The organism is Kineococcus haloalkalitolerans (assembly GCF_050871905.1).
Classification (GTDB): domain Bacteria; phylum Actinomycetota; class Actinomycetes; order Actinomycetales; family Kineococcaceae; genus Kineococcus.
This window is the reverse complement of sequence record NZ_JBJLSH010000008.1, coordinates 64,979-84,483: the sequence shown is the minus strand read 5'-3', so window position 1 is coordinate 84,483 and position 19,505 is coordinate 64,979. Positions and strand designations below refer to the sequence as shown.

Below are 19,505 nucleotides of genomic sequence, written 5' to 3'. Positions count from 1 at the left end.
CCGGGCCGCCGCGCGGCGCGGCGCGGCAGGATCGCCCCGTGACGCCGCACGAGCGCGAGCAGGGGACCCGCACCCGCCCGGACCCGCTCGGGGACGTGCGGATCGGCCAGGTGCGCAGCCGCACGAGCCTGAAGTGGCGCTTCCACCCGCCGGACGTGCTGCCGCTGTGGGTGGCCGAGATGGACGTCCTGCTCGCCGCGCCCGTCGCCACCGCCCTGCACGACGCCGTCGCCCGCGGCGACACCGGCTACGCCCACGGCGACGACCTCGCCCGCGCCTTCGCCGCCTTCGCCCGGCGCCGCTGGGGCTGGGAGGTCGACGTCGCGCGCACGGCCCTGGTGCCCGACGTGATGACCGGCGTCGTGGAGGCGCTGCGGCTGGTGTCCGGGCCCGGTGCCGCGGTGGTCGTGGACACCCCCGTCTACCCGCCGTTCCGCGCCTTCGCCGAGCGCTCCGGCCGCCGCGTCGTCGACGTGCCGCTGACCGCCGCCGGGCGCCTGGACCTGCCGGCCCTGGAGGCGGCGTACGCGCGCGAGCGCGCCCGCGGCGAGGTCGTCCACCTGCTGTGCAGCCCGCAGAACCCCACCGGCACCGTGCACACCGCCGCCGAGCTGACCGCGCTGGCCGCTCTGGCGGCCGGCCACGGCGTGCGCGTGGTCGCCGACGAGGTGCACGCCCCGCTGGCCGACCCCGGCGCCGGGTTCGCGCCGTACCTGGCGCACGACGCGAGCGGGCTCGGGATGGCGCTGACGTCGGCCAGCAAGGGGTGGAACCTGGCGGGCGTCCCGGCCGCCCTGCTGCTGGCCGGGCCGGCCGCGGCCGGTGACCTGGCCCGACTGCCGGAGGAGGCCGGGCACGGCGTCGCCCACCTGGGCGTCCTCGCCCACGCGGCGGCGTTCCGGTCCGGCGGGGAGTGGCTGGACGGTCTCCTCGACGGCCTGGCCCGCCGGCGGGCGCTGCTGGACGCCCTGCTCGCCGAGCACCTGCCGGCGGTGCGGCGGGTGCCGTCCCGCGCCACCTACCTGGCCTGGCTGGACTGCCGCGACCTCGGCCTGGGCGACGACCCGGCGCGCGTGCTGCTGGAGCGGGGCCGGGTCGCGCTCAGCGCCGGGCACGAGTTCGGGCCCGCCGGCCGCGGTTTCGCGCGCCTGAACCTCGCGACCGGCGAGGACGTGCTCACCGAGGCGGTGCGGCGGATGGCGGCCGCCGTCGACGGCTGACCGGACGGCTGAGCCGCTCCGCGCGCGGCGCGGTAGCGTCGAACACGTGTTCGAGGAGCCGTCCGCCGCGCCCGCGCGGCGGCGTCCCCGGCACGGCCCGCCGGGCTGGCCGCAGGAGGTCCCCCCGGCCGGGGCGGAGGGCTGGGAGGCGGCCGCCACGGACTGGCTGCTGGACCAGGCGCCGCCGGAGTACCGCGGCTACCCGCCGGTGCGCCGCCACCCGGTGCTGCTGGCCTGGCTCGTCGCCCACCACGCCGCCGCCGGCCAGGAGCAGGTGCGCCGCGCCCTGGGCACCGCGCGCCGCGACCTGTCCGGGCACCTGCCCCCCGAGACCGCCCCGGCGGTCTTCGACGTCCTCGAGCGCGAGCAGCTGCGGCTGCGGCGCCTGGCCCGGGCCGTCGGCCTCGTCCACGACGCCCTGCTGCGCGCCGCGCCGCCGCCCTGGTGAGCGGCCCCGGTGAGCGGGCCTCGCTGAGCGGGCCGCGCGCGGGCCGTCCGTGTGCAGATCCGGTGCGGGCCCGCCCGCCGGGGTGCTCTTCCCGCGCCGCGACGCCCCGGCGCTCCTACACTCGACCCGCGACGCGCCCGGGCACCCCGCCGCGCCGCGACCGCAGGACGACGCCGCACGCCAGGAGGCCACCGGAGCATGGGGCTGCTCGCATCGATCACGGGTCCCGAGGACCTCAGGGCCCTGACCCCGGAGCAGCTGCCGGTGCTGGCCGCTGAGGTCCGGGACTTCCTCGTCAGCGCCGTCAGCCGCACCGGCGGGCACCTGGGCCCCAACCTCGGGGTCGTCGAGCTGACCATCGCGCTGCACCGGGTGTTCGACTCCCCGCGCGACCGCCTGGTCTTCGACACCGGCCACCAGAGCTACGTGCACAAGCTGCTGACCGGCCGGCAGGACTTCTCCCGCCTGCGCGAGGCCGGCGGCCTGTCCGGCTACCCCTCGCGCGCCGAGAGCGAGCACGACGTCGTGGAGAACTCGCACGCCTCCACGTCCCTGTCGTGGGCCGACGGGCTGGCCAAGGCGTTCGAGCTGCGCGGCGAGACCGACCGGCGGGTGGCCGCCGTCATCGGCGACGGCGCCCTGACCGGCGGGATGGCCTGGGAGGCGCTGAACAACATCGCCGCCGCCCAGCGGCCCGTCATCGTCGTCGTCAACGACAACGAGCGCTCCTACGCGCCCACCATCGGCGGGATGGCCACCCACCTGGCGACCCTGCGCACCACCCGCGAGTACGAGAAGCTGCTCGACTGGGGCAAGCAGTCGCTGCGCCGCGGCGGGGCCCCCGGCCGCTTCGCCTACGACACGCTGCACGGGATGAAGAAGGGCATCAAGGACATCGTCGCCCCGCAGGGGCTGTTCGAGGACCTGGGCCTGAAGTACGTCGGTCCCGTCGACGGCCACGACGCCGTCGCCGTCGAGCACGCCCTGCGCCGCGCCCGCTCCTACGGCGGCCCCGTCATCGTGCACGTCATCACCCAGAAGGGCCGCGGCTACCGGCCCGCCCTGGAGCACGACGCCGACCACTTCCACGCCGTCGGGGTCATCGACCCGGAGACGGGGGAGGCGCAGGCCTCCAGCGGCTCCTCGTGGACGAGCGTGTTCGCCGAGGAGATGGTCGCGATCGGCGAGGTGCGCCGCGACGTCGTCGGCATCACCGCTGCCATGCAGATCCCCGTCGGGCTCGGGCCCTTCGCCCGCGCCCACCCCGAGCGGGTCTTCGACGTCGGCATCGCCGAGCAGCACGCCGCCACGTCCGCGGCCGGGATGGCCGCCGGCGGCCTGCACCCCGTCGTCGCCGTCTACGCCACGTTCCTCAACCGGGCGTTCGACCAGCTGCTCATGGACGTCGCGCTGCACCGCGCCGGCGTCACGTTCGTCCTGGACCGCGCCGGGGTCACCGGCCCGGACGGCGCCAGCCACCACGGCGTGTGGGACATGGCCCTGACCCGCCTCGTGCCGGGGCTGCGGCTGGCCGCCCCCCGAGACGCCACGACGCTGCGCGAGGAGCTGCGCGAGGCCGTCGCCGTCGAGGACGCGCCCACCGTCCTGCGCTTCAGCAAGGGCAAGGTGCCGGCCGACCTGCCGGCGATCGCCCGCACCGGGCACGCCGACGTCCTGGAGGGCGAGCGCTGGCGCGACGGCGACGACGTGCTGCTCGTGGCCGTCGGCGCGATGGTCCCGCGGTGCCTGGACGTGGCCGCCCGGCTGCGGGCCCACGGGGTCGGCGTCACCGTCGTCGACCCGCGGTGGGTGACGCCCGTGGACCCGGCCCTCGTGGAGCTGGCCGCCGCGCACCGGCACGTCGCCGTCGTCGAGGACGGTTGCGGGGCCGGGGGTGTGGGCAGCGCGCTGGCCGACGCGCTGCGCGCCGCCGACGTGCCCGTCCCGCTGCAGACGTTCGCGCTGCCGCAGCGCTTCTACGACCACGGCGGCCGCGACGCGATCCTCGACGAGGCGGGGCTGTCGCCGCAGCACGTGGCCCGGCGCGTGGTGGAGGCCGTGGCCCAGCACGCCCAGGGGTCGCAGGACGCCGACGCCCCCGGCGACCCGGCGGTGCGCCCCGGCGGCTGACCCGCGGCCGGGGCGCCGGCCACCGCGGCCACCGCCCGGTCACTGCTGGAGGACGACCTCCGCCAGCCGCACCGTCCGCGGCGCGTGCGCCACCTCGTGGCGCGAGACCAGCAGCGGGCGCGCCGCGCCCCGCTCCACCGGGTCCGTCGCGCTCCAGGCCGCGGCCACGAAGGCCGGGTCGACGCGGGCCAGGTCGAACCAGCCGCGCGAGCGCGCGGGCACCGCCACGGCCCGCAGCAGGCCCACGCCCCCGTGGGCGGCCGCGCGACCCGGCCCGTCGTCGGGGGCGGTCAGGTGCGCGCGCAGCGCGGGGGACGTGAGCAGGGTCGGCACGTCGCAGCCGCCCACGGGGCGCAGCACCCCGCCCCCGCGGGCGCCCGCGTCGCGGGCCAGCCGCCGCGCCGCCAGCTCGCCCATGGCGTCGACGTGGGCCAGGTCGGCGTCGGTCAGCGCGGGGGAGGAGCCCGTGGCCACGGCGGTCGCGGCCACCAGCGGCAGCGCCCGCTCGCGGCCGTCGGACCCGGTGAGCACCACGGCCGGGCCCACGTCCAGCGCGCCGCCGGTGAACCGGTGGGCCGCCCACGCCCGCCCGGGGTGCACGTCGGCGTCGACCGCCACCGCGAGCGCGACGCGGCGCGCGCCGCGCCGGTGCGCGGCGCGGTGGGCCAGCAGCAGGTCGTGCACGCGCCGGCGCCGGGGCTCCTCGCCCGGCAGCGCGCCCGGGGCGCCCGCGGCCGCGGCCTCGAGCACGGCCCAGTCCAGCCACGCGCAGCCGGGCAGGTGGACGCCCGCGTCGTCCAGGTCGACGTCCACGTCGTCCAGGACGCTCGCGGCCAGCACCGCGCGGCGCAGGGCCGCGCGGGCGGCGCGCGGGGCGGGCGGCGGCGAGGTCACGGGCCGACCGTAGGTGAGCGCGCGCCCCGCGCCTCGCGCAGCGCGACCGGCGCTGCGCCGCACGGGTGAGGCGCCGGCCCCCGGACGGCGCCGGCCACCACGGGCGGTGACGACACGACCACCCGCCCCTCGTCCGCGGCCGTCCGGCCCCCGTCCGGGGGCGGGGACCCGTCGCCCGCGACCCTCCCGCCTTGCCCGGGCGCGCGGCCTGCGCCATCGTCTGGCGTGGCGGTGTCGAGGGCGCACCGCCGGGTCGAGGGCGACGGAGGACGACGTGGAACGCCTCTCACTGGACGCGCACCTGTCCTCACCGGCGCTGGCGCGGCACTGGGTGTGCGAGCACTGCCCCGCCGAGCACCTGCCGGAGGCGCGCCGCTGGATCGCCGAGCTGCTCACCAGCGAGCTCGTCTCCAACGCGCTGGAGCACGGCCAGGGGCCGGTCACGCTGACGATGACCCACGACGCCGAGGGCATCGTCGTGGGCATCTCCGACGGCACGACCACCATCCCGGCGCTGCGGCCGCAGAGCCCGACGGCCACCTCCGGGCGCGGCATCGCCCTCGTCGACGCGCTGGCGACGGCCTGGGGGTACTACCCGAGCGCCGAGCGGCCCGGTGCGGACGGCGACCGGGACCCCGGCGGGGCCGGTGACGCCCCCGCCGGCCGCGACGGGGCCGCCGGCGCCGTCGAGGACGTCGGCGACCCCGCCCGTGAGGTGCTGCGGTGGCCGCTGCCGCGCGAGGAGGAGAGCGCCGCGCCGGCCGCGGGCGACACCCCCGGGGGCCGCTCCGACGGTGGCGGCAAGACCGTCTGGTTCCACCTCGCCCGCGACTGAGGGACCGGCGGGACCGGGCGCCGCGCCGCGGCCGGACCCGCCGCGCGGCGCCTCAGCCGGCGGACCGCCCGCCCTCCGCGGGGGCGTCCACCGGCTGCTCGCCGCGGGCGGCGGCGGCGAACGCCTCGGCCAGCGGCTGCGCCACGAGGCCGACCTGCCAGTCGCGGGCCCGCGAGGCCCGCAGGGCCGCCGCCAGCGCGGCCGCGTCGGCCGGCTGCGGCGGGGCCCAGGCCAGCCGGCGCAGGGCGTCCGGCTGCAGGAGGTTCTCCACCGGCAGGCCGTGCTGCTCGGCCAGGGCGGTGACGGCGGCCCGCCCCGCGGCCAGGCGGGCGGCGGCCTCCGGGTCGCGCTGGGCCCACGTGCGCGGCGGCGGGGGGCCGTCCCCGCGCGCGGCGTGCTGCGGCAGCTCGGCCTCGGGCACCGCCCGCCCGGCCTCGACGGCCGCGAACCAGGCGGTCAGCCGGGTGCGGGCGGCCCGGCCGGTGAACCCGGGTGTGCCCAGCAGGGCCTGCGGCGTGCGGGGCACCGCCCGCGCGGCGGCCACCAGGGCGGCGTCGGGCAGGAGCCGGCCGGGGGAGGTGTCGCGGCGGCGGGCCTCCTCGTCGCGGGCCTGCCACAGCGCGCGCACGACGGCCAGCTGGCGGCGCGAGCGCACGGCGTGCAGGCCGGAGACCCGGCGCCACGGCTCGGCGGGCGGGGCGGGGGCCGAGGCGGCCGCGACGGCGGCGAACTCCTCGCGGGCCCAGCCGAGCTTGCCCTGCGACTCCAGCCGCGCCGCCACGGCGTCGCGCAGCTCCAGCAGCACCTCCACGTCGAGGGCGGCGTAGTTCAGCCACGGCTGCGGCAGCGGGCGGGTGGACCAGTCCACCGCGGAGTGCTCCTTGGCCAGCCGCAGCCCCAGGAACTCCTCGACGACGGCGCCCAGGCCCACGCGGGGCAGCCCGGCCAGCCGCGAGCCCAGCTCGGTGTCGAACAGCGTCACCGGGCGCATGCCCACCTCGGCCAGGCACGGCAGGTCCTGGCTGGCGGCGTGCAGGACCCACTCGGCGTCGCCCAGGGCCTCGCCCAGCGCCGACAGGTCGCCCAGCGCCTCCGGGTCGACGAGGGCGGTGCCGGCGCCGGCGCGCCGCAGCTGCACGAGGAAGGCGCGCTGGCCGTAGCGGTACCCGGAGGCGCGCTCGGCGTCCACCGCCACGGGGCCGGTGCCGGCGGCCATCGCGGCCACGACCTCCGCCAGCGCCGCGGGCGTGTCGGCGACCGGCGGCACTCCGCCGGTGGGCGCGTCGAGCAGGGGCAGCGGCGGGACCTCCGGCTGCTGCGGCGGCCCGGCGTCACCACCGGCCACGTCCTGACCGGCCACGTGCTGACCGCTCTCGCCCTGGCTCACGCGCCCACCGTACGGGGCGCTCGCGGCCGGTCCGGGGCGGGTGCGGCCGGTCGTTACTGGATGACGCCGGCGCGCAGGGTGATGGCGACCATCTCGGCGCGGTCACCGGTGCCCAGCTTGCGGGCGATGCGCGCCAGGTGGCTCTTGACGGTCAGCGCGGACAGGCCCAGCAGCGCCCCGGTGTCCTTGTTGGAGCGGCCGTCGGCGACGTGCTGGAGCACCTCGACCTCGCGCTCGGACAGGCCGTCGACGCCCGCGCCGCCCGTGCGGGTCTCGAAGCCGGTGCCCTCGGGGCGGGTGGTGACCAGGTAGCAGCGCACCCCGGCGGCCACCGCGCCGCGCACCGCGAAGGGGTCGGCGTTGCTGGACAGCACGACGCAGCGGTTCCAGCCGGCCGCGCGCAGCTCGGAGACGAGCTGGGCGCCGGAGCCGTCGGGCAGGCCGGCGTCGGCGATGAACAGGGCGCGCGGGCCCGTGCGGGCCAGGGCGCGGGCCTGGGCGACGCTGGAGGCGTGCTCCACGTTGGCCGCGCCCAGCAGGCGCAGGGTGCGGGTCACCGACTCGCGGACCACCGGGTCGGCGACCGCGACCAGGGCGGCGAAGCGGCCGAGACGGGAGGGGACGGCCATCCCCGGGCGTTCGACGAGCGCAGTCACCGTCGTCCTCCTCAGTGCGCGGCGTCCGCCTCGTGCGGAGCCTCTGTCCCGAGGTGATCGGCCGGACGGGGGTCGGGCTTGACGTCCGGGGACGGACCGGACCGCGCCGGCACCCGTCACGACCTGCGACGACGTCACCGCCGGGTGCGTCCCGGCGGGTGGGCGCCCACCCGTCCGGGTGAGCGCGCACCGGCTCCGGGCCCGCCCGCGGCCGCAGCCGGTCACCGACCGTCAGGACGGGGTCAGCGGTACGGCCGTCCGAGGGAACTGACGCCCTCGGGCGCCGGCGGCAGCCCCGCCACCGCGCACAGGAGCACGCCCCACGCCTCCACGTGGGCGGCGACGTCACCGGGCGCGAGCACCGCCGGACCCACCGGACCCGTCGTCCCCGTCGCCGCCAGGGGCGTCCACGAGGCGCGCACCTCCACGTCCACGGACGCCTCGCGGTCGGCCAGGGCGCCGTAGCCCTCGCTGAGCACCCGCGTCACCGTGCCGCCCACCTCGGCGGCCCGGGCGCCCGCGCCGGCCAGGGCGTCCTCCAGCCACGACCAGCCGACCCGGCCCAGCAGCGGGTCGGCGCCCAGCTCGGCCTCCAGGCCCGCCCGCGCGTACGTGACGACCCGGAAGGTGCCGCCCCACTCCGGCGGGGCGGCGGGGTCGTGCAGGAGGATGAACCGGCCCGTCGCCAGCTCCTCCCCGTCGAGCAGGACGTCCCCGGACAGCGCCACGGCGTGCGGGGCGATCCGGGCCGGCGCGGGCACCTCGGTGACGACCACCTCCGGGCGCACGCGGCTCGCGCGCAGGGCCGCCACGGCGTCCGCGAACGCGGGCGGCGGAGCGGCCCCGTCACCGGGTCGCACGCGGGTCACGGTCACGTCCCGGAGACTAGGCACGAGGCCGCCGCGGACCGGGTGCGCCGCGCCGTGGGACCATCGGCGCGTGCCCGGCCCCACCCCCAGCCCAGCCCCCGCCAGCTCCGCCGGTCCCGCCGACCCGGGCTCGCAGCAGCCGTACCTCGTGGCCGCGCGCGGCGGCCGGCCCCTGGAGACCGGCGGGCGCACCCCCGTGTGGTTCATGCGGCAGGCCGGCCGCTCGCTGCCGGAGTACCGGCGGGTGCGCGAGGGCACGACGATGCTCGAGTCCTGCCGCCGCCCCGAGCTGGTCACCGAGATCACCCTGCAGCCCGTGCGCCGCTACGGCGTGGACGCGGCGATCTTCTACTCCGACATCGTCGTGCCGCTGGAGGCCGCCGGCGTCGGTGTGGAGATCGTCCCCGGCACCGGCCCGGTCATCGCCGAGCCGTTCCGCACCCGCGCCGACCTGGACCGGCTGCCGGAGCTGACCGGTGACGCCCTCGGGCACGTCACCGAGGCGGTGCGGCTGATCACCGCCGAGCTGGCCGCGAGCCACGGCGGCACGCCGCTCATCGGCTTCGCCGGCGCCCCCTTCACCCTGGCCAGCTACCTCGTGGAGGGCGGCCCCTCGCGCGACCTGCTGCGCACCAAGGCGCTCATGCACGCCGACCCGCAGCTGTGGCACGACCTCGCCGCCCGCCTGGCGCAGGTCACGGGCGCGTTCCTGCGCGCGCAGGTGCTCGCCGGCGCCTCCGCCGTGCAGCTGTTCGACTCCTGGGTCGGCTCGCTGTCCCTGGCCGACTACGAGCGCCACGTGGCCGGGCACTCCGCCGCCGCCCTGCGCGCCGTCGCCGACCTCGGCGTGCCGCGCACCCACTTCGGCACCGGGACCGGCGAGCTGCTGGGCGCGATGGCCGCCGTCGACGGAGGGGTCGACGTCCTGGGCGTGGACTTCCGCGTGCCGCTGGACGTCGGCGCCGCGCGCGGCCGCGCCGGTGCCGGGCGGCCCGTGGCCGTGCAGGGCAACCTCGACCCCGCCCTGCTCTCCGCCCCCTGGGAGGTGCTGCGCGAGGAGGTGCGCCGCGTCCTGGCCGCCGGCGAGCGCGCCGGCGCCGGGCACGTCTTCAACCTCGGCCACGGCGTGCCGCCCTCGGCCGACCCGGACGTGCTGCACCGCGTGGTGGACGAGGTGCACGCCTGGCGCGGCACCGCGTGAGCGCGCCCGCCCCCGACCCCGGTCCCGACCGTCCCGCCCGCGTCGTCGTCGTGGGCGGCGGGGTCAGCGGCCTGACCGCCGCCCACCACCTGCTCACCCGCGCCGGCCGGCCGCTGCAGGTCGTGGTGCACGAGGCCGCCGGGCGCGTGGGCGGCGTCCTGCAGCGCGCCGAGGTCGGCGGCGTCGTGCTCGACCTGGGCGCCGAGTCGCTGCTGGCGCGCCGGCCCGAGGCCGTCGACCTCGTGCGCGAGGCGGGCCTGGGCGACGACCTCGTCCACCCCGCCACGGCCTCGGCGGCGCTGCGCCTGGAGGACGGCCTGCACCCGCTGCCCGCGGGCACGGTCATGGGCGTGCCCGCGAGCCCGGAGCAGCTGCGCGCCCTGCTGCCCGCGGCGGACGTCGAGCGCGCCGCGCAGGACGAGGAGCGGCCCGCTGCCCCGCTGGAGCACGACGTCAGCGTCGGCGCCCACGTCGCCGACCGCGTCGGGCGGGCCGTCGTCGACCGGCTCGTCGAGCCCCTGCTGGGCGGTGTCTACGCCGGGCACGCCGACCGGCTGTCGCTGCGGGCCACCGTCCCGGCGCTGTGGCGGCGCGCCGCGGCGGGCGGGTCGCTGATGGCCGGGGTGCGCGAGGCCGCCGCCGCCCGCCCCGCCGGTGCCGGGCCCGTCTTCGCCGGTGTCGCCGGCGGCGTCGCCCGCCTGCCGGAGGCGCTCGCGGCCGCCGTGAGGGCCCGCGGCGGTGAGGTCCGCACCGGCACCCCCGTGACCGGCCTGGAGCGCGACGGCCGCGGGGCCGACGCCGGCTGGCGGGTGCGCACCGCGGCCGGGACGCTCGCCGCCGACGCCGTCGTGGTGGCGCTGCCGGCGCCCGCCGCGGCCCGGCTGCTGCGCGAGCCCGTGCCCGCGGCCGCCGCGGAGCTGGCCGCCGTCGAGACGGCGAGCGTGGTGATCGCGGCGCTGGCCGTGCCCGTGGACCAGCTGTCCGGCCTGACCGGCTCCGGGGTGCTCGTGCCGCCCGTGGTGGGCGCGGCCGCCGGGCTGCGGGTCAAGGCGCTGACCCTGTCGGCGTCCAAGTGGGCCTGGGTGGCCGCCCAGCGCGAGGACGTGGCCGTCCTGCGCGTCTCGCTGGGCCGCGCCGGTGAGGACGAGGTCCTCGGCTGGGACGACCAGCGGGTCCTGGCCACCGCGGTCGCCGACGCGGGCGCCCTGCTGGAGCGGGAGCTGCGGCCCGTGGACGCCGCCGTGGCGCGCTGGGTGGACGGGCTGCCGCAGTACGCCGTCGGGCACCTGGACCGGGTGGCCCGCCTGCGCGCGGCCGTCGCCGGGGCCGGGCGCCTCGCGCTGGCCGGGTCCGTCCTCGACGGCGTGGGCGTGCCGGCGTGCGCGGCCGCGGCCCGCGCGGCCGCCGACGCCGTGCTGACCGAGCTCAGCGAGCCGGCCGGGTGCACCGGGGGCGCGTGAGGCGTCTCACCCCCCGGCCGGCGGGAGCCGTCCGCCGAGCGCGGGGGAGAATGGCGCCATGACCGAGACCAGCCACGCCGCCCCCAGCGCCGAGGAGATCAACAACACCGTCCGCTACACCATGTGGTCGGTGTTCCGCGTGGAGCACGCCCTCGGCGACGCCGACCGGCGCGCCCTCGTGGGCGAGGTGCAGGCCCTCCTGGACGAGCTGACCGGCAAGGGCCTCGTCGTGCGCGGCCTGTACGACGTCGCGGGCCTGCGCGCCGACGCCGACGTCATGGTCTGGTGGCACGCCGAGACGGTCGAGCTGGTCCAGGAGGCCTACCGCCGCCTGCGCGCCACCCGCCTGGGCGCCCACCTGGCGCCCGTGTGGTCCGTCGTGGGCCTGCACCGGCCCGCGGAGTTCAACCGCGGGCACGTGCCCGCCTTCATGGCCGGCGAGCGCGCCCGCGACTACGTGTGCGTGTACCCGTTCGTGCGCTCCTACGAGTGGTACCTGCTCGAGGACGGCGAGCGCCGCAAGATGCTGCGCGACCACGGCCTGGCCGCCCGCCCCTACGAGGACGTGCGCGCCAACACCGTCTCCGCGTTCGCCCTGGGCGACTACGAGTGGGTCCTGGCCTTCGAGGCCGACGAGCTGCACCGCATCGTCGACCTCATGCGCGACCTGCGCGCCACCGAGGCGCGCCGGCACGTGCGCGAGGAGGTGCCCTTCTACACGGGCCCGAAGGTCGAGCTGGCCGACCTGGTCGCCTCCTTCCACTGACCCGCCGCACGCGCGAGGGGCCCCGCACCGGCCGGTGCGGGGCCCCTCGCGCGTCGGGTCCGGGAGTGCTGCTCAGATGCGCTCGGGGTCCGGGGTGTCGGCGCCCTCGAGCGGGTCGGTGGCCGGCAGGTGGCCGGAGCCACCCGCGTCGTCCGGGACCTCCTGCGTCAGGCGCTCGTCGAGCGTCTCGGCGTCCGGGTCGACGTCGTCGCGCATCAGCTCGCGCAGCGCGTGGCTGCTGGAGCGGTCGGTGTCGTACGTGTCGTCGTCGGAGTCGCCGATGAGGTCGTCGGTGCGCAGGGCACCCAGCTCGTCGCCGTCGTCGGGGCCCGCGTCGATCGAGGAGTCGCGGGCGCGCAGGTCCGGGTCGTCCAGGGGGTCGACGTCGGGCTCGGCGCTGTCGTGGGACTGCTCGCTCATGGCCCCCACCCTGCCGGGGGCGGCTCGCCCCCGCACGCCGGGACGGCGGAGGGGCCCGCTGGCTCTGCTCAGAACTCCTCGTGCAGCGCCGGGTCCTGCCCGCCCACCCGCTCGCCGCGCTCCAGCGCGTCGATCGCGGCGACCTCCGCGTCGTCCAGGGAGAACGAGAAGACGTCCAGGTTCTGCGCCAGCCGCTCGCGGCTGGAGGCCTTGGGGATGGTGACGACGCCGTGCTGGACGTCCCAGCGCAGCACCACCTGCGCCGGGCTGACGCCGTGCCGCTGCGCCGCGGCCCGCACGGGCTCCTCCTCCAGCAGCCCCTTGCCGGCGCCCAGCGGGGACCACGCCTGCGTGACGATCCCGCGCCGGGCGTTGTCGTCGAGCACGCCGCGCTGCTGCAGGCGGGGGTGGAACTCCACCTGGTTGACCGCCGGCACCGGCAGGCCCTCGGCGTGCAGGACGTCCAGGTGCTCGGGCAGGAAGTTCGAGACGCCGACGGCGCGGGTCAGCCCCTCCTCGCGCATCTCCACCATCGCCCGGTAGCTCTCGGCGAACAGGCCGAGGCGCGGCAGCGGCCAGTGCACGAGGTACAGGTCGACGTGGTCCAGCCCCAGGCGCTCCAGGCTGGCGCGCAGCGCGGTGCGGGTCGGGGCGTACCCCTGGTCCGCACCGCGCAGCTTGGTGGTGACGTACAGCTCCTCGCGGGGCAGGCCGGCGTCGGCGATGCCCTGTCCCACCCCGACCTCGTTCTCGTACCTGGCCGCCGTGTCGACGAGCCGGTAGCCCAGCTCGATCGCCTGCGCCACCACCCGCCGGGCGGTCGCGTCGTCGGTGCGGGCCGTGCCGAGCCCCAGCTGGGGGATCGGCCGGCCGGTGGGCAGGTCCAGGACGGGGACGCTCACGCGCTCTCCTCGGGTCGGTGCGCCCGCACCGGCCCGGGTCCCGGACCCGCCGGTGGGCGGGCGCTCAGGCCGTGGGGCGCAGCGTCAGGCTGATGGAGTTGATGCAGTACCGCTGGTCGGTCGGCGTCGGGTAGCCCTCGCCCTCGAAGACGTGGCCGAGGTGCGACCCGCAGTTCGCGCAGCGGACCTCCGTGCGGACCATGCCGAGGGAGCGGTCCTGCAGCAACTCGACGGCGTCGCTGTCCTTGGGGTCGAAGAAGGACGGCCACCCGCAGTGGGAGGCGAACTTCTCGGAGCTGGTGAACAGCTCCGCCCCGCAGGCGCGGCAGGCGTAGACGCCCTCGGTGGTGGTGTCCTCGTACTCGCCGGTGAAGGGGCGCTCGGTGCCGGCCTGGCGCAGGACCGCGTACTCCTGCGGGCTCAGCTGCTCGCGCCACTCCGCGTCGGTCTTGGTCACGGCGTAGCGGCCGGTGGTCTCGGAGCTCGTCATGACCGTTCCAACCGGCGCGCGGGGGGCGGTGTTCCGGGGCGGGCGGGAGCGTCCCGGGCGCTCAGCCGAGGCGGGTGGTGCCCGCGTACACGTGCAGGACGGGCACGCCCAGCTCGTCGCGGGCGCGGGAGGCCCAGTCGGTGTGGAAGGTGTCCTCCACGGCGTGCGGGCGGGTGACGACGACCAGCTCGCGGGCGTCGGGCTCGGAGCGCAGCGCCTCGCGCACCGCGGGCACCGGGTCGTCCCCGGTGGTGCGCCCGTCGGCGTCCAGGCCCTCCGCGCGCAGGGCCGCCAGGGTCGCCGCCAGGGCCGCCTCGGCCTCGGCGCGCGCCTGCTCGGGGTCGGTGCGGCCGCCCTCGCGCAGGGCGCCGAGGGCCTCGCGCAGCTCGCCCAGGCTCAGGTGGTCCAGCAGGCCGGCCAGGACGCTGCGGCGGGTGTCGGCCGGGACGAGCACGACGTGGCGCACCGCCTCCCCGGCGTGCAGCTGCGCGACGTTGCGGGCGTCGACGTCGCCGAACGCCTCCTCGGTGAGCACCACGAGGGTCCACGGCGAGGACTCCCCGGCGGCCGCGGCGGGCTCCGGGGCGGGCGCGGCGGGCGTGGCGGGCTGCTGGCCCGGTCCGCGGGCGGCGTCGGGGGAGGGGTTCTGGGCGGGCGTGGACGGCACCCCCGCGACGCTACCGGGGGCGCCGTCGCCGCGGCACGGGGACTGCGGCAGGATCACGGCGTGGACCGGGACGGCGCGCACGCCACCGGCGGCGCACCCGCCGCGGGCGCCCCGGCCCTGCCGCTGGCGGCGCTGCTGGCCGCGGCGGGCACCGCGCACCTGCTGCGGCCGGCCCCCTTCGACGCCGTCGTCCCCCGGTCGCTGCCCGGTGCCCCGCGCGCGTGGACGCTGGCCTCCGGCGTCGCGGAGCTGCTGCTGGCCGCCGGGCTGGCCCTGCCGCGCACGCGCCCGGCCGCCGCCCGCGCGAGCGCGGCGCTGCTGCTGGCCGTCTGGCCCGCCAACGGTCGGATGGCGCTGGACGCCTGGCGGGAGCGCGGGCGCGGTCGCGGCGCCCGGGTGCGCTGCGCGCTGACCCTGGCCCGGCTGCCGCTGCAGGTGCCGCTGGTGCGGGCGGCGTGGCGGGCGGGGGCCGCGTGAGGGCCACGCGCGGCGCGGTCGTCGGCGCGGTCTCCACCGCGGCGCTCGCGCTCGGCGCCGCGGCGGCCACGGGGGTGGCCGCCGCCTTCGCCCGGGCCGTGGTCACCCCGGCCCGCCACAAGCCCGACGACCTGGAGGTCCTGCAGGTCGGGCCGCGCCGCGTCGTGCTGACGGTCACCCCCGACACCGTGGTGCCGGGCCGCTACGGGGTGTGGACGGAGGCCGGGCGGGGGCACTTCCGCGTCGGCGACGTGCTGTCGGTGACCGCCGAGCGCGTCACCCGCGAACTGCTGGGCGTCGACGCCGGGCAGGTGCTGCCGGGCCCGGCCCGCTGGAACCAGTACTTCTTCGCCGGCGACCCGGCGAGCGCGCTGGGCCTGCCGCACGAGGACCTGCGCGTGCCCTCGGAGGTCGGCGACCTGCCGTGCTGGTTCGTCCCGGCGACCGGGGACGGCGGGGCAGACGGCGCGCTGCCGCCGGGCACGTGGGCGCTGCTCGTGCACGGGCGCGGCGCCACCCGCGAGGAGGCGCTGCGCGCGCTGCCCGTCCTGCACCGCCTGGGCCTGCCGTGCCTGGTGCCCGCCTACCGCAACGACGCCGACGGCCCCTCCTCCCCGGCCCGGCGCTACGGCCTGGGCGACACCGAGTGGCACGACGTGGAGGCCGTGGCCCGGTACGCGCTGGACGCCGGCGCGCGCCGCCTCGTCGTCGTCGGCTGGTCGATGGGCGGGGCGATCCTGCTGCAGTTCGTCGCGCGCTCGGAGCTGGCCGAGCGGGTGGCCGCCCTCGTCCTCGACGGCCCGGTCGTCGACTGGTACGACGTCCTGGACCACCAGGCCCGCCGCTACGGGGTGCCGGTGCGGCTGGGCCGGTACGGGCTGCGGCTGCTGGCGCACCCGCTGGGCCGGCGCCTGGTCGGCGTCGACGGGCCGGTGGACCTGCGCCGGATGGACTGGGTGCGCCGCGCCGAGGAGCTCGTCCTGCCCGTGCTGCTGCTGCACAGCGACGACGACGACTACGTGCCCTCCGGGCCCTCGCAGCGCCTGGCCGCGGCCCGGCCGGACCTAGTGACGTACGTGCCGAGCGAGCGGGCCCGCCACACCAAGGAGTGGAACGTGGACCCCGCGCGCTGGGAGGCCGCCGTCGAGGCGTTCCTGCGCGAGCACCTGGACCTGCGCCCCGAGCCCGGGACCGGCCCGGGGGAGGGGGCGTGAGCACCGCGCGCGCCTTCTGGACCACCGGCCCGGGGGCGGGGGAGGTGCGCGAGGAGGAGCTGCGGCCCGTCGGCGCCGGGGACGTGGAGGTCACGGCCCTGTTCTCCGCCGTCAGCCGCGGCACCGAGGCCCTCGTGATGCGCGGCGGGGTGCCGCCCAGCCAGCACGACGCGATGCGGGCGCCCTTCCAGGCCGGGGAGTTCCCCTTCCCCGTCAAGTACGGCTACCTCTCCGTGGGCACCGTCACCACCGCCGGCGGCCGGGTGCCGGAGCTGCTGGGCCGCACCGTCTTCTGCCTGCACCCGCACCAGGACCGCTACGTCGTGCCCGCGCACGCCGTCCTCGCGGTGCCCGCCGGCGTCCCGGCCGGGCGGGCCGTGCTCGCCGGGATGCTGGAGACGGCCGTCAACGGCCTGTGGGACGCGCAGGTCGCCGCCGGTGACCGGGTCAGCGTCGTCGGCGCCGGCGTCCTGGGCCTGGTGGTGGCGCGGCTGGCCGCGCAGGTGCCCGGCACCGACGTGGAGGCCGTCGACGTGGCGCCCGGGCGGGACGCGGTGGCGCGGCGGATGGGCGTGGAGCTCGTCGCGCCCGACGACGCCCGGCGCGAGCGCGACGTCGTCCTGCACACCAGCGGCACCGGCGCGGGGCTGTCCACGGGCCTGTCGCTGCTGGGCGACGAGGGCGTGCTGACCGAGCTCAGCTGGTACGGCGACCGGCCCGTCGAGGTGCGCCTGGGCGAGGGCTTCCACTCCCGGCGCCTGACCGTGCGCGCCAGCCAGGTCGGGCGCGTCCCGCCGGCCCGCGCGCCCCGCTGGACGACCCGCCGGCGCCTCGCGCTGGCGCTGGAGCTGCTGCGCGACGAGGCGTTCGACGCCCTGGTCAGCGGGGAGAGCGCCTTCGACGACCTGCCGCGGGACCTGCCGCGCGTGGCCGGGCCCGGCTCGCACGCCCTGTGCCACCGCGTGCGCTACGCCACCGGCTGAAACCCGCCCCGCACCCCGCCGGTCCCCGACCCCGACCCCGGAGCCGCCCGTGTACTCCCTCACCGTCCGCGACCGCGTGATGGTCGCCCACAGCCTGCCCGGCGAGGTCTTCGGGCCCGCGCAGGCGCTGCACGGGGCGACCTTCGTCGTCGAGGCCACCTTCCGCCGCCGGGAGCTGGACCCCGACGGCCTGGTGGTCGACATCGGCGCGGCCGCGGCGGCGCTGTCCGCGGAGCTGGGCCGCATCGGCTACCGCAACCTCGACGAGGTGGAGGAGTTCCGCGGCCGCACGACCACGACGGAGTTCCTGTGCGGGTGGCTGGCCGACCGGCTCGCCGACGCCGTCGCGGCCGGCTCCCTGGGCCCGCACGCCGCCGGGCTGGACTCCCTGCACGTGCTGCTGCGCGAGTCCGACGTGGCGTGGGGCGCCTACGAGCGGTCCCTGTGAGCGGTGCCGCCGGCGCCGCTCCCGCCGGCGGGCAGCCGTCCGGGGGGACGTCCGGGGTCCCGTTCCTGGTGCCGCCCGGGCTGGACGCGCCCACCGGCGGCAACCGCTACGACCAGCGCCTGCTGGCGGACCTGCCCGGGCTGCGGGCCGTCACCGTCACCGGGCCCGACCCGGCGGCGGCCCTCGACGAGGCGCTGGGCGCGGTGCCCGCCGGGTCACCGGTCCTCCTCGACGGCCTCGTCGCCACCGCCCGCCCCGACGTCCTGGCCGCGCACGCGCACCGGCTGCGCGCGGTGCTGCTCGTGCACCTGCTGCGCGCCGACGACGACCCGCCCGCCGCGCCGCTGGAGGACGAGCGGCGCTCGCTGGCGGCCGCGACCGTCGTGGTGGCCACGAGCGCCTGGTCGGCGCGCCGGCTGCGCGACCTCGGCGTGGCCGCGGACCGCCTCGTCCTGGCCCCGCCCGGCACGGCGCCGGCCCGCCCGTCGGCCGCGCTGGGCGCGCACCGGCTGCTGAGCGTGGGCACGGTCTGCGGGCGCAAGGGGCAGGCGCTGGCCGTCGAGGCCGTCCAGCGCCTGGGCGCGCCGTGGACGCTGGGGCTGGCCGGCGGGCCCGGGCCCGGCGGCGGGGCCGTCGAGGCGGCGGTGCGCGCCGCCGGCACCGGTGCCCGCACCGCCCTGCTGGGGCCGCTGGACGCCGCGGCCCTGGCGGCGCGCTGGGACCGCACCGACCTGCACGTCCTGCTGTCCTCGCGCGAGCCGTACGGCATGGCGGTCGCCGAGGCCCTGGCCCGCGGCGTCCCCTCGCTCGTCAGCGCCGCCGGCGAGCTGCCGGACCTCGTGGGCGACGCGGGCCTGGTCGTGGAGCGCTCGGCCGACGCCGTGGCCGCCGCGCTGCAGCGGTGGGCCGGCGACGCCGCGCTGCGCCGGGACCTGCGGGCGGCCGCGCGCCGGCGGGCGGGGCGGCTGCCGACGTGGGAGGGGACCGCGGCCGCGGTCCGCGGCGCGCTGGAGCTGGCGCGCGACGCGCCCCGACCGGGAGGAGCAGCCGGTGGCTGAGCAGCACGAGGAGCGCGAGCTGGAGCGCTTCGACGCCGACTGGCTGGCGCTGCGCGAGCCCGTGGACCACGCCAGCCGCTCCGCGCGGCTGGAGGAGCTGCTGCTGCGGCGCCTGCCGGCCCCGGGCGCCCCGCTGCGCGTGGTGGACCTGGGGGCGGGCGCGGGCTCGACGCTGCGGCACCTGGCGCCCCGGCTGGCCGCGGCCGGGCACGCGCGGCAGGAGTGGACCCTCGCCGACCACGACGAGGTGCTCCTGCGCCGGGCGCTGGCCGGGCCGCGCCCCGGCGGGACGACCGGGGCGGGCGAGCGGCTGCGGGTGGACGCGGTCGCGGTCCGCCTGGACCTGGGCGACCCAGCGGCCCTGGCCGGCGTCCTGCGCCCGGCGGGCCGGCCCGCCGACGTCGTCGTGGCCTCCGCGCTGCTCGACGTGCTCACGCCCGCCACGGCCGCCGTGCTCGCCGGCGCGCTCGGTGCCCTGGACCCGCGCCCGCCGGTCCTGCTGGCGCTCACCGTGACGGGCGGCGCCCGCCTCGACCCGCCCGCCGGCGGGGACGACGTCGTCGCGGCCGCCTTCGACGCCGACCAGCGCCGGCACGGCCTGGGACCGGACGCGACCGACCACGTGGCGGGCCTGCTGGCCGCCGGCGGCTGGGAGGTGCACCGGGAGCCGTCGCCGTGGCGGCTCGGCCCGGCGACGCGGCCGCTGCTGGAGGCGTGGCTGGACGGCTGGGTGGCGCCGGCGCGCGCGGGCGGCGCCGGGCCGGGCGGGGCCCGGGACTGGGACGAGTGGCGCCGGCGCCGGCTGGCGCTGCCGGGGCTGCGGGCGCACGTGGGGCACGAGGACCTCTTGGCTCTGCCGTCGTCCTGAGCCGGTGGCGTCCCGGACGGCTCCCGCGGTGACGCGGGGTCGTCGCGCACGGACCCCGCGTCGCACCTGCCCGCCACCGAGAGAGCGCTCCCACCGGTTCGGCCGAAGAACC

The 19,505-nt window shown here is 79.2% G+C and carries 21 protein-coding genes; 13 read left to right on the top strand and 8 right to left on the bottom strand.

Annotated features, from left to right (window positions below; all coding sequences use genetic code 11):
* The first annotated feature begins 38 nt into the window (after window positions 1–38).
* From ACRYMY_RS05460 to dxs, 3 genes are all read left to right on the top strand, one after another.
* On the top strand, window positions 39–1,220 hold the full coding sequence (locus tag ACRYMY_RS05460) for a MalY/PatB family protein (RefSeq protein WP_432546250.1): 1,182 nt from the start codon (window positions 39–41) through the stop codon (window positions 1,218–1,220).
* Between the two features lie 46 nt (window positions 1,221–1,266).
* Window positions 1,267–1,668, top strand: coding sequence for a hypothetical protein (locus tag ACRYMY_RS05455; RefSeq protein WP_369052338.1), 402 nt, complete (start codon window positions 1,267–1,269; stop codon window positions 1,666–1,668).
* Window positions 1,669–1,866: 198 nt separating this feature from the next.
* Window positions 1,867–3,798 (top strand): 1-deoxy-D-xylulose-5-phosphate synthase, encoded by a 1,932-nt coding sequence (dxs, locus tag ACRYMY_RS05450; protein WP_432546249.1) that lies wholly within the window; start codon window positions 1,867–1,869, stop codon window positions 3,796–3,798.
* A 39-nt stretch (window positions 3,799–3,837) separates the two neighbouring features.
* On the opposite strand, the gene ACRYMY_RS05445 is transcribed toward dxs, so the two are convergent.
* Window positions 3,838–4,692, bottom strand: coding sequence for a hypothetical protein (locus ACRYMY_RS05445; protein WP_432546248.1), 855 nt, complete (start codon window positions 4,690–4,692; stop codon window positions 3,838–3,840).
* A 274-nt stretch (window positions 4,693–4,966) separates the two neighbouring features.
* Between ACRYMY_RS05445 and ACRYMY_RS05440 the strand changes: the two genes are divergently transcribed.
* On the top strand, window positions 4,967–5,527 hold the full coding sequence (locus tag ACRYMY_RS05440; protein WP_432546247.1) for an ATP-binding protein: 561 nt from the start codon (window positions 4,967–4,969) through the stop codon (window positions 5,525–5,527).
* Window positions 5,528–5,579: 52 nt separating this feature from the next.
* Here the strand turns inward: ACRYMY_RS05440 and ACRYMY_RS05435 are convergent, their stop codons facing one another.
* The 3 genes from ACRYMY_RS05435 to ACRYMY_RS05425 all read right to left on the bottom strand — a co-directional run bounded on the left by ACRYMY_RS05435 (window position 5,580) and on the right by ACRYMY_RS05425 (window position 8,445).
* Window positions 5,580–6,872, bottom strand: a complete 1,293-nt coding sequence (locus ACRYMY_RS05435; RefSeq protein WP_432546268.1) for an HRDC domain-containing protein — start codon at window positions 6,870–6,872, stop codon at window positions 5,580–5,582.
* A gap of 95 nt (window positions 6,873–6,967) precedes the next feature.
* Entirely contained in the window at window positions 6,968–7,570 is a 603-nt protein-coding gene (locus ACRYMY_RS05430) for a response regulator transcription factor (protein ID WP_369052334.1), read from the bottom strand.
* A 242-nt stretch (window positions 7,571–7,812) separates the two neighbouring features.
* The gene (locus ACRYMY_RS05425; protein WP_432546246.1) at window positions 7,813–8,445 is read right to left on the bottom strand and encodes a DUF3000 domain-containing protein; all 633 of its coding nucleotides are present in this window, start codon (window positions 8,443–8,445) and stop codon (window positions 7,813–7,815) included.
* Between the two features lie 199 nt (window positions 8,446–8,644).
* On the opposite strand from ACRYMY_RS05425, the gene hemE reads away from it, so the two are divergent.
* From hemE to hemQ, 3 genes are read left to right on the top strand one after another with little or no spacing between them, the layout of a single operon-like run.
* Window positions 8,645–9,640: a uroporphyrinogen decarboxylase gene (hemE, locus tag ACRYMY_RS05420; protein ID WP_432546267.1), complete on the top strand. Its 996-nt coding sequence runs from the start codon at window positions 8,645–8,647 to the stop codon at window positions 9,638–9,640.
* Window positions 9,637–11,100, top strand: a complete 1,464-nt coding sequence (gene hemG / locus ACRYMY_RS05415) for a protoporphyrinogen oxidase (protein ID WP_432546245.1) — start codon at window positions 9,637–9,639, stop codon at window positions 11,098–11,100. Before hemE ends, hemG begins: the two co-directional genes overlap by 4 nt.
* A 58-nt stretch (window positions 11,101–11,158) precedes the next feature.
* On the top strand, window positions 11,159–11,866 hold the full coding sequence (hemQ, locus tag ACRYMY_RS05410; protein WP_432546244.1) for a hydrogen peroxide-dependent heme synthase: 708 nt from the start codon (window positions 11,159–11,161) through the stop codon (window positions 11,864–11,866).
* Between the two features lie 72 nt (window positions 11,867–11,938).
* Here hemQ and ACRYMY_RS05405 read toward each other — a convergent pair whose 3' ends face one another.
* The 4 genes from ACRYMY_RS05405 to ACRYMY_RS05390 form a co-directional block, all read right to left on the bottom strand.
* Window positions 11,939–12,286, bottom strand: coding sequence for a hypothetical protein (locus tag ACRYMY_RS05405; RefSeq protein WP_432546243.1), 348 nt, complete (start codon window positions 12,284–12,286; stop codon window positions 11,939–11,941).
* 68 nt (window positions 12,287–12,354) lie between these two features.
* Entirely contained in the window at window positions 12,355–13,188 is an 834-nt protein-coding gene (locus tag ACRYMY_RS05400; RefSeq protein ID WP_432546242.1) for an aldo/keto reductase, read from the bottom strand.
* A gap of 64 nt (window positions 13,189–13,252) precedes the next feature.
* Complete coding sequence (msrB, locus tag ACRYMY_RS05395; RefSeq protein ID WP_432546241.1) at window positions 13,253–13,678, bottom strand: peptide-methionine (R)-S-oxide reductase MsrB; 426 nt, start codon at window positions 13,676–13,678, stop codon at window positions 13,253–13,255.
* A gap of 61 nt (window positions 13,679–13,739) precedes the next feature.
* A complete protein-coding gene (locus ACRYMY_RS05390) occupies window positions 13,740–14,345 on the bottom strand; it encodes a hypothetical protein (RefSeq protein WP_432546240.1) in 606 nt (201 codons plus the stop codon).
* 60 nt (window positions 14,346–14,405) lie between these two features.
* Here ACRYMY_RS05390 and ACRYMY_RS05385 point away from each other — a divergent pair, with 60 nt between their 5' ends.
* From ACRYMY_RS05385 to ACRYMY_RS05360, 6 genes are read left to right on the top strand one after another with little or no spacing between them, the layout of a single operon-like run.
* The gene (locus tag ACRYMY_RS05385) at window positions 14,406–14,822 is read left to right on the top strand and encodes a DoxX family protein (protein ID WP_432546239.1); all 417 of its coding nucleotides are present in this window, start codon (window positions 14,406–14,408) and stop codon (window positions 14,820–14,822) included.
* The gene (locus ACRYMY_RS05380; protein WP_432546238.1) at window positions 14,819–16,036 is read left to right on the top strand and encodes an alpha/beta hydrolase; all 1,218 of its coding nucleotides are present in this window, start codon (window positions 14,819–14,821) and stop codon (window positions 16,034–16,036) included. Before ACRYMY_RS05385 ends, ACRYMY_RS05380 begins: the two co-directional genes overlap by 4 nt.
* Complete coding sequence (locus tag ACRYMY_RS05375) at window positions 16,033–17,019, top strand: zinc-dependent alcohol dehydrogenase (protein ID WP_432546237.1); 987 nt, start codon at window positions 16,033–16,035, stop codon at window positions 17,017–17,019. Before ACRYMY_RS05380 ends, ACRYMY_RS05375 begins: the two co-directional genes overlap by 4 nt.
* A gap of 49 nt (window positions 17,020–17,068) precedes the next feature.
* On the top strand, window positions 17,069–17,467 hold the full coding sequence (locus ACRYMY_RS05370; RefSeq protein WP_432546236.1) for a 6-pyruvoyl trahydropterin synthase family protein: 399 nt from the start codon (window positions 17,069–17,071) through the stop codon (window positions 17,465–17,467).
* Window positions 17,464–18,525, top strand: coding sequence for a glycosyltransferase (locus ACRYMY_RS05365; protein ID WP_432546235.1), 1,062 nt, complete (start codon window positions 17,464–17,466; stop codon window positions 18,523–18,525). The genes ACRYMY_RS05370 and ACRYMY_RS05365 overlap by 4 nt, the downstream gene beginning before the upstream one ends.
* A complete protein-coding gene (locus ACRYMY_RS05360) occupies window positions 18,518–19,393 on the top strand; it encodes an SAM-dependent methyltransferase (protein WP_432546234.1) in 876 nt (291 codons plus the stop codon). The genes ACRYMY_RS05365 and ACRYMY_RS05360 overlap by 8 nt, the downstream gene beginning before the upstream one ends.
* Window positions 19,394–19,505: the final 112 nt, after the last annotated feature.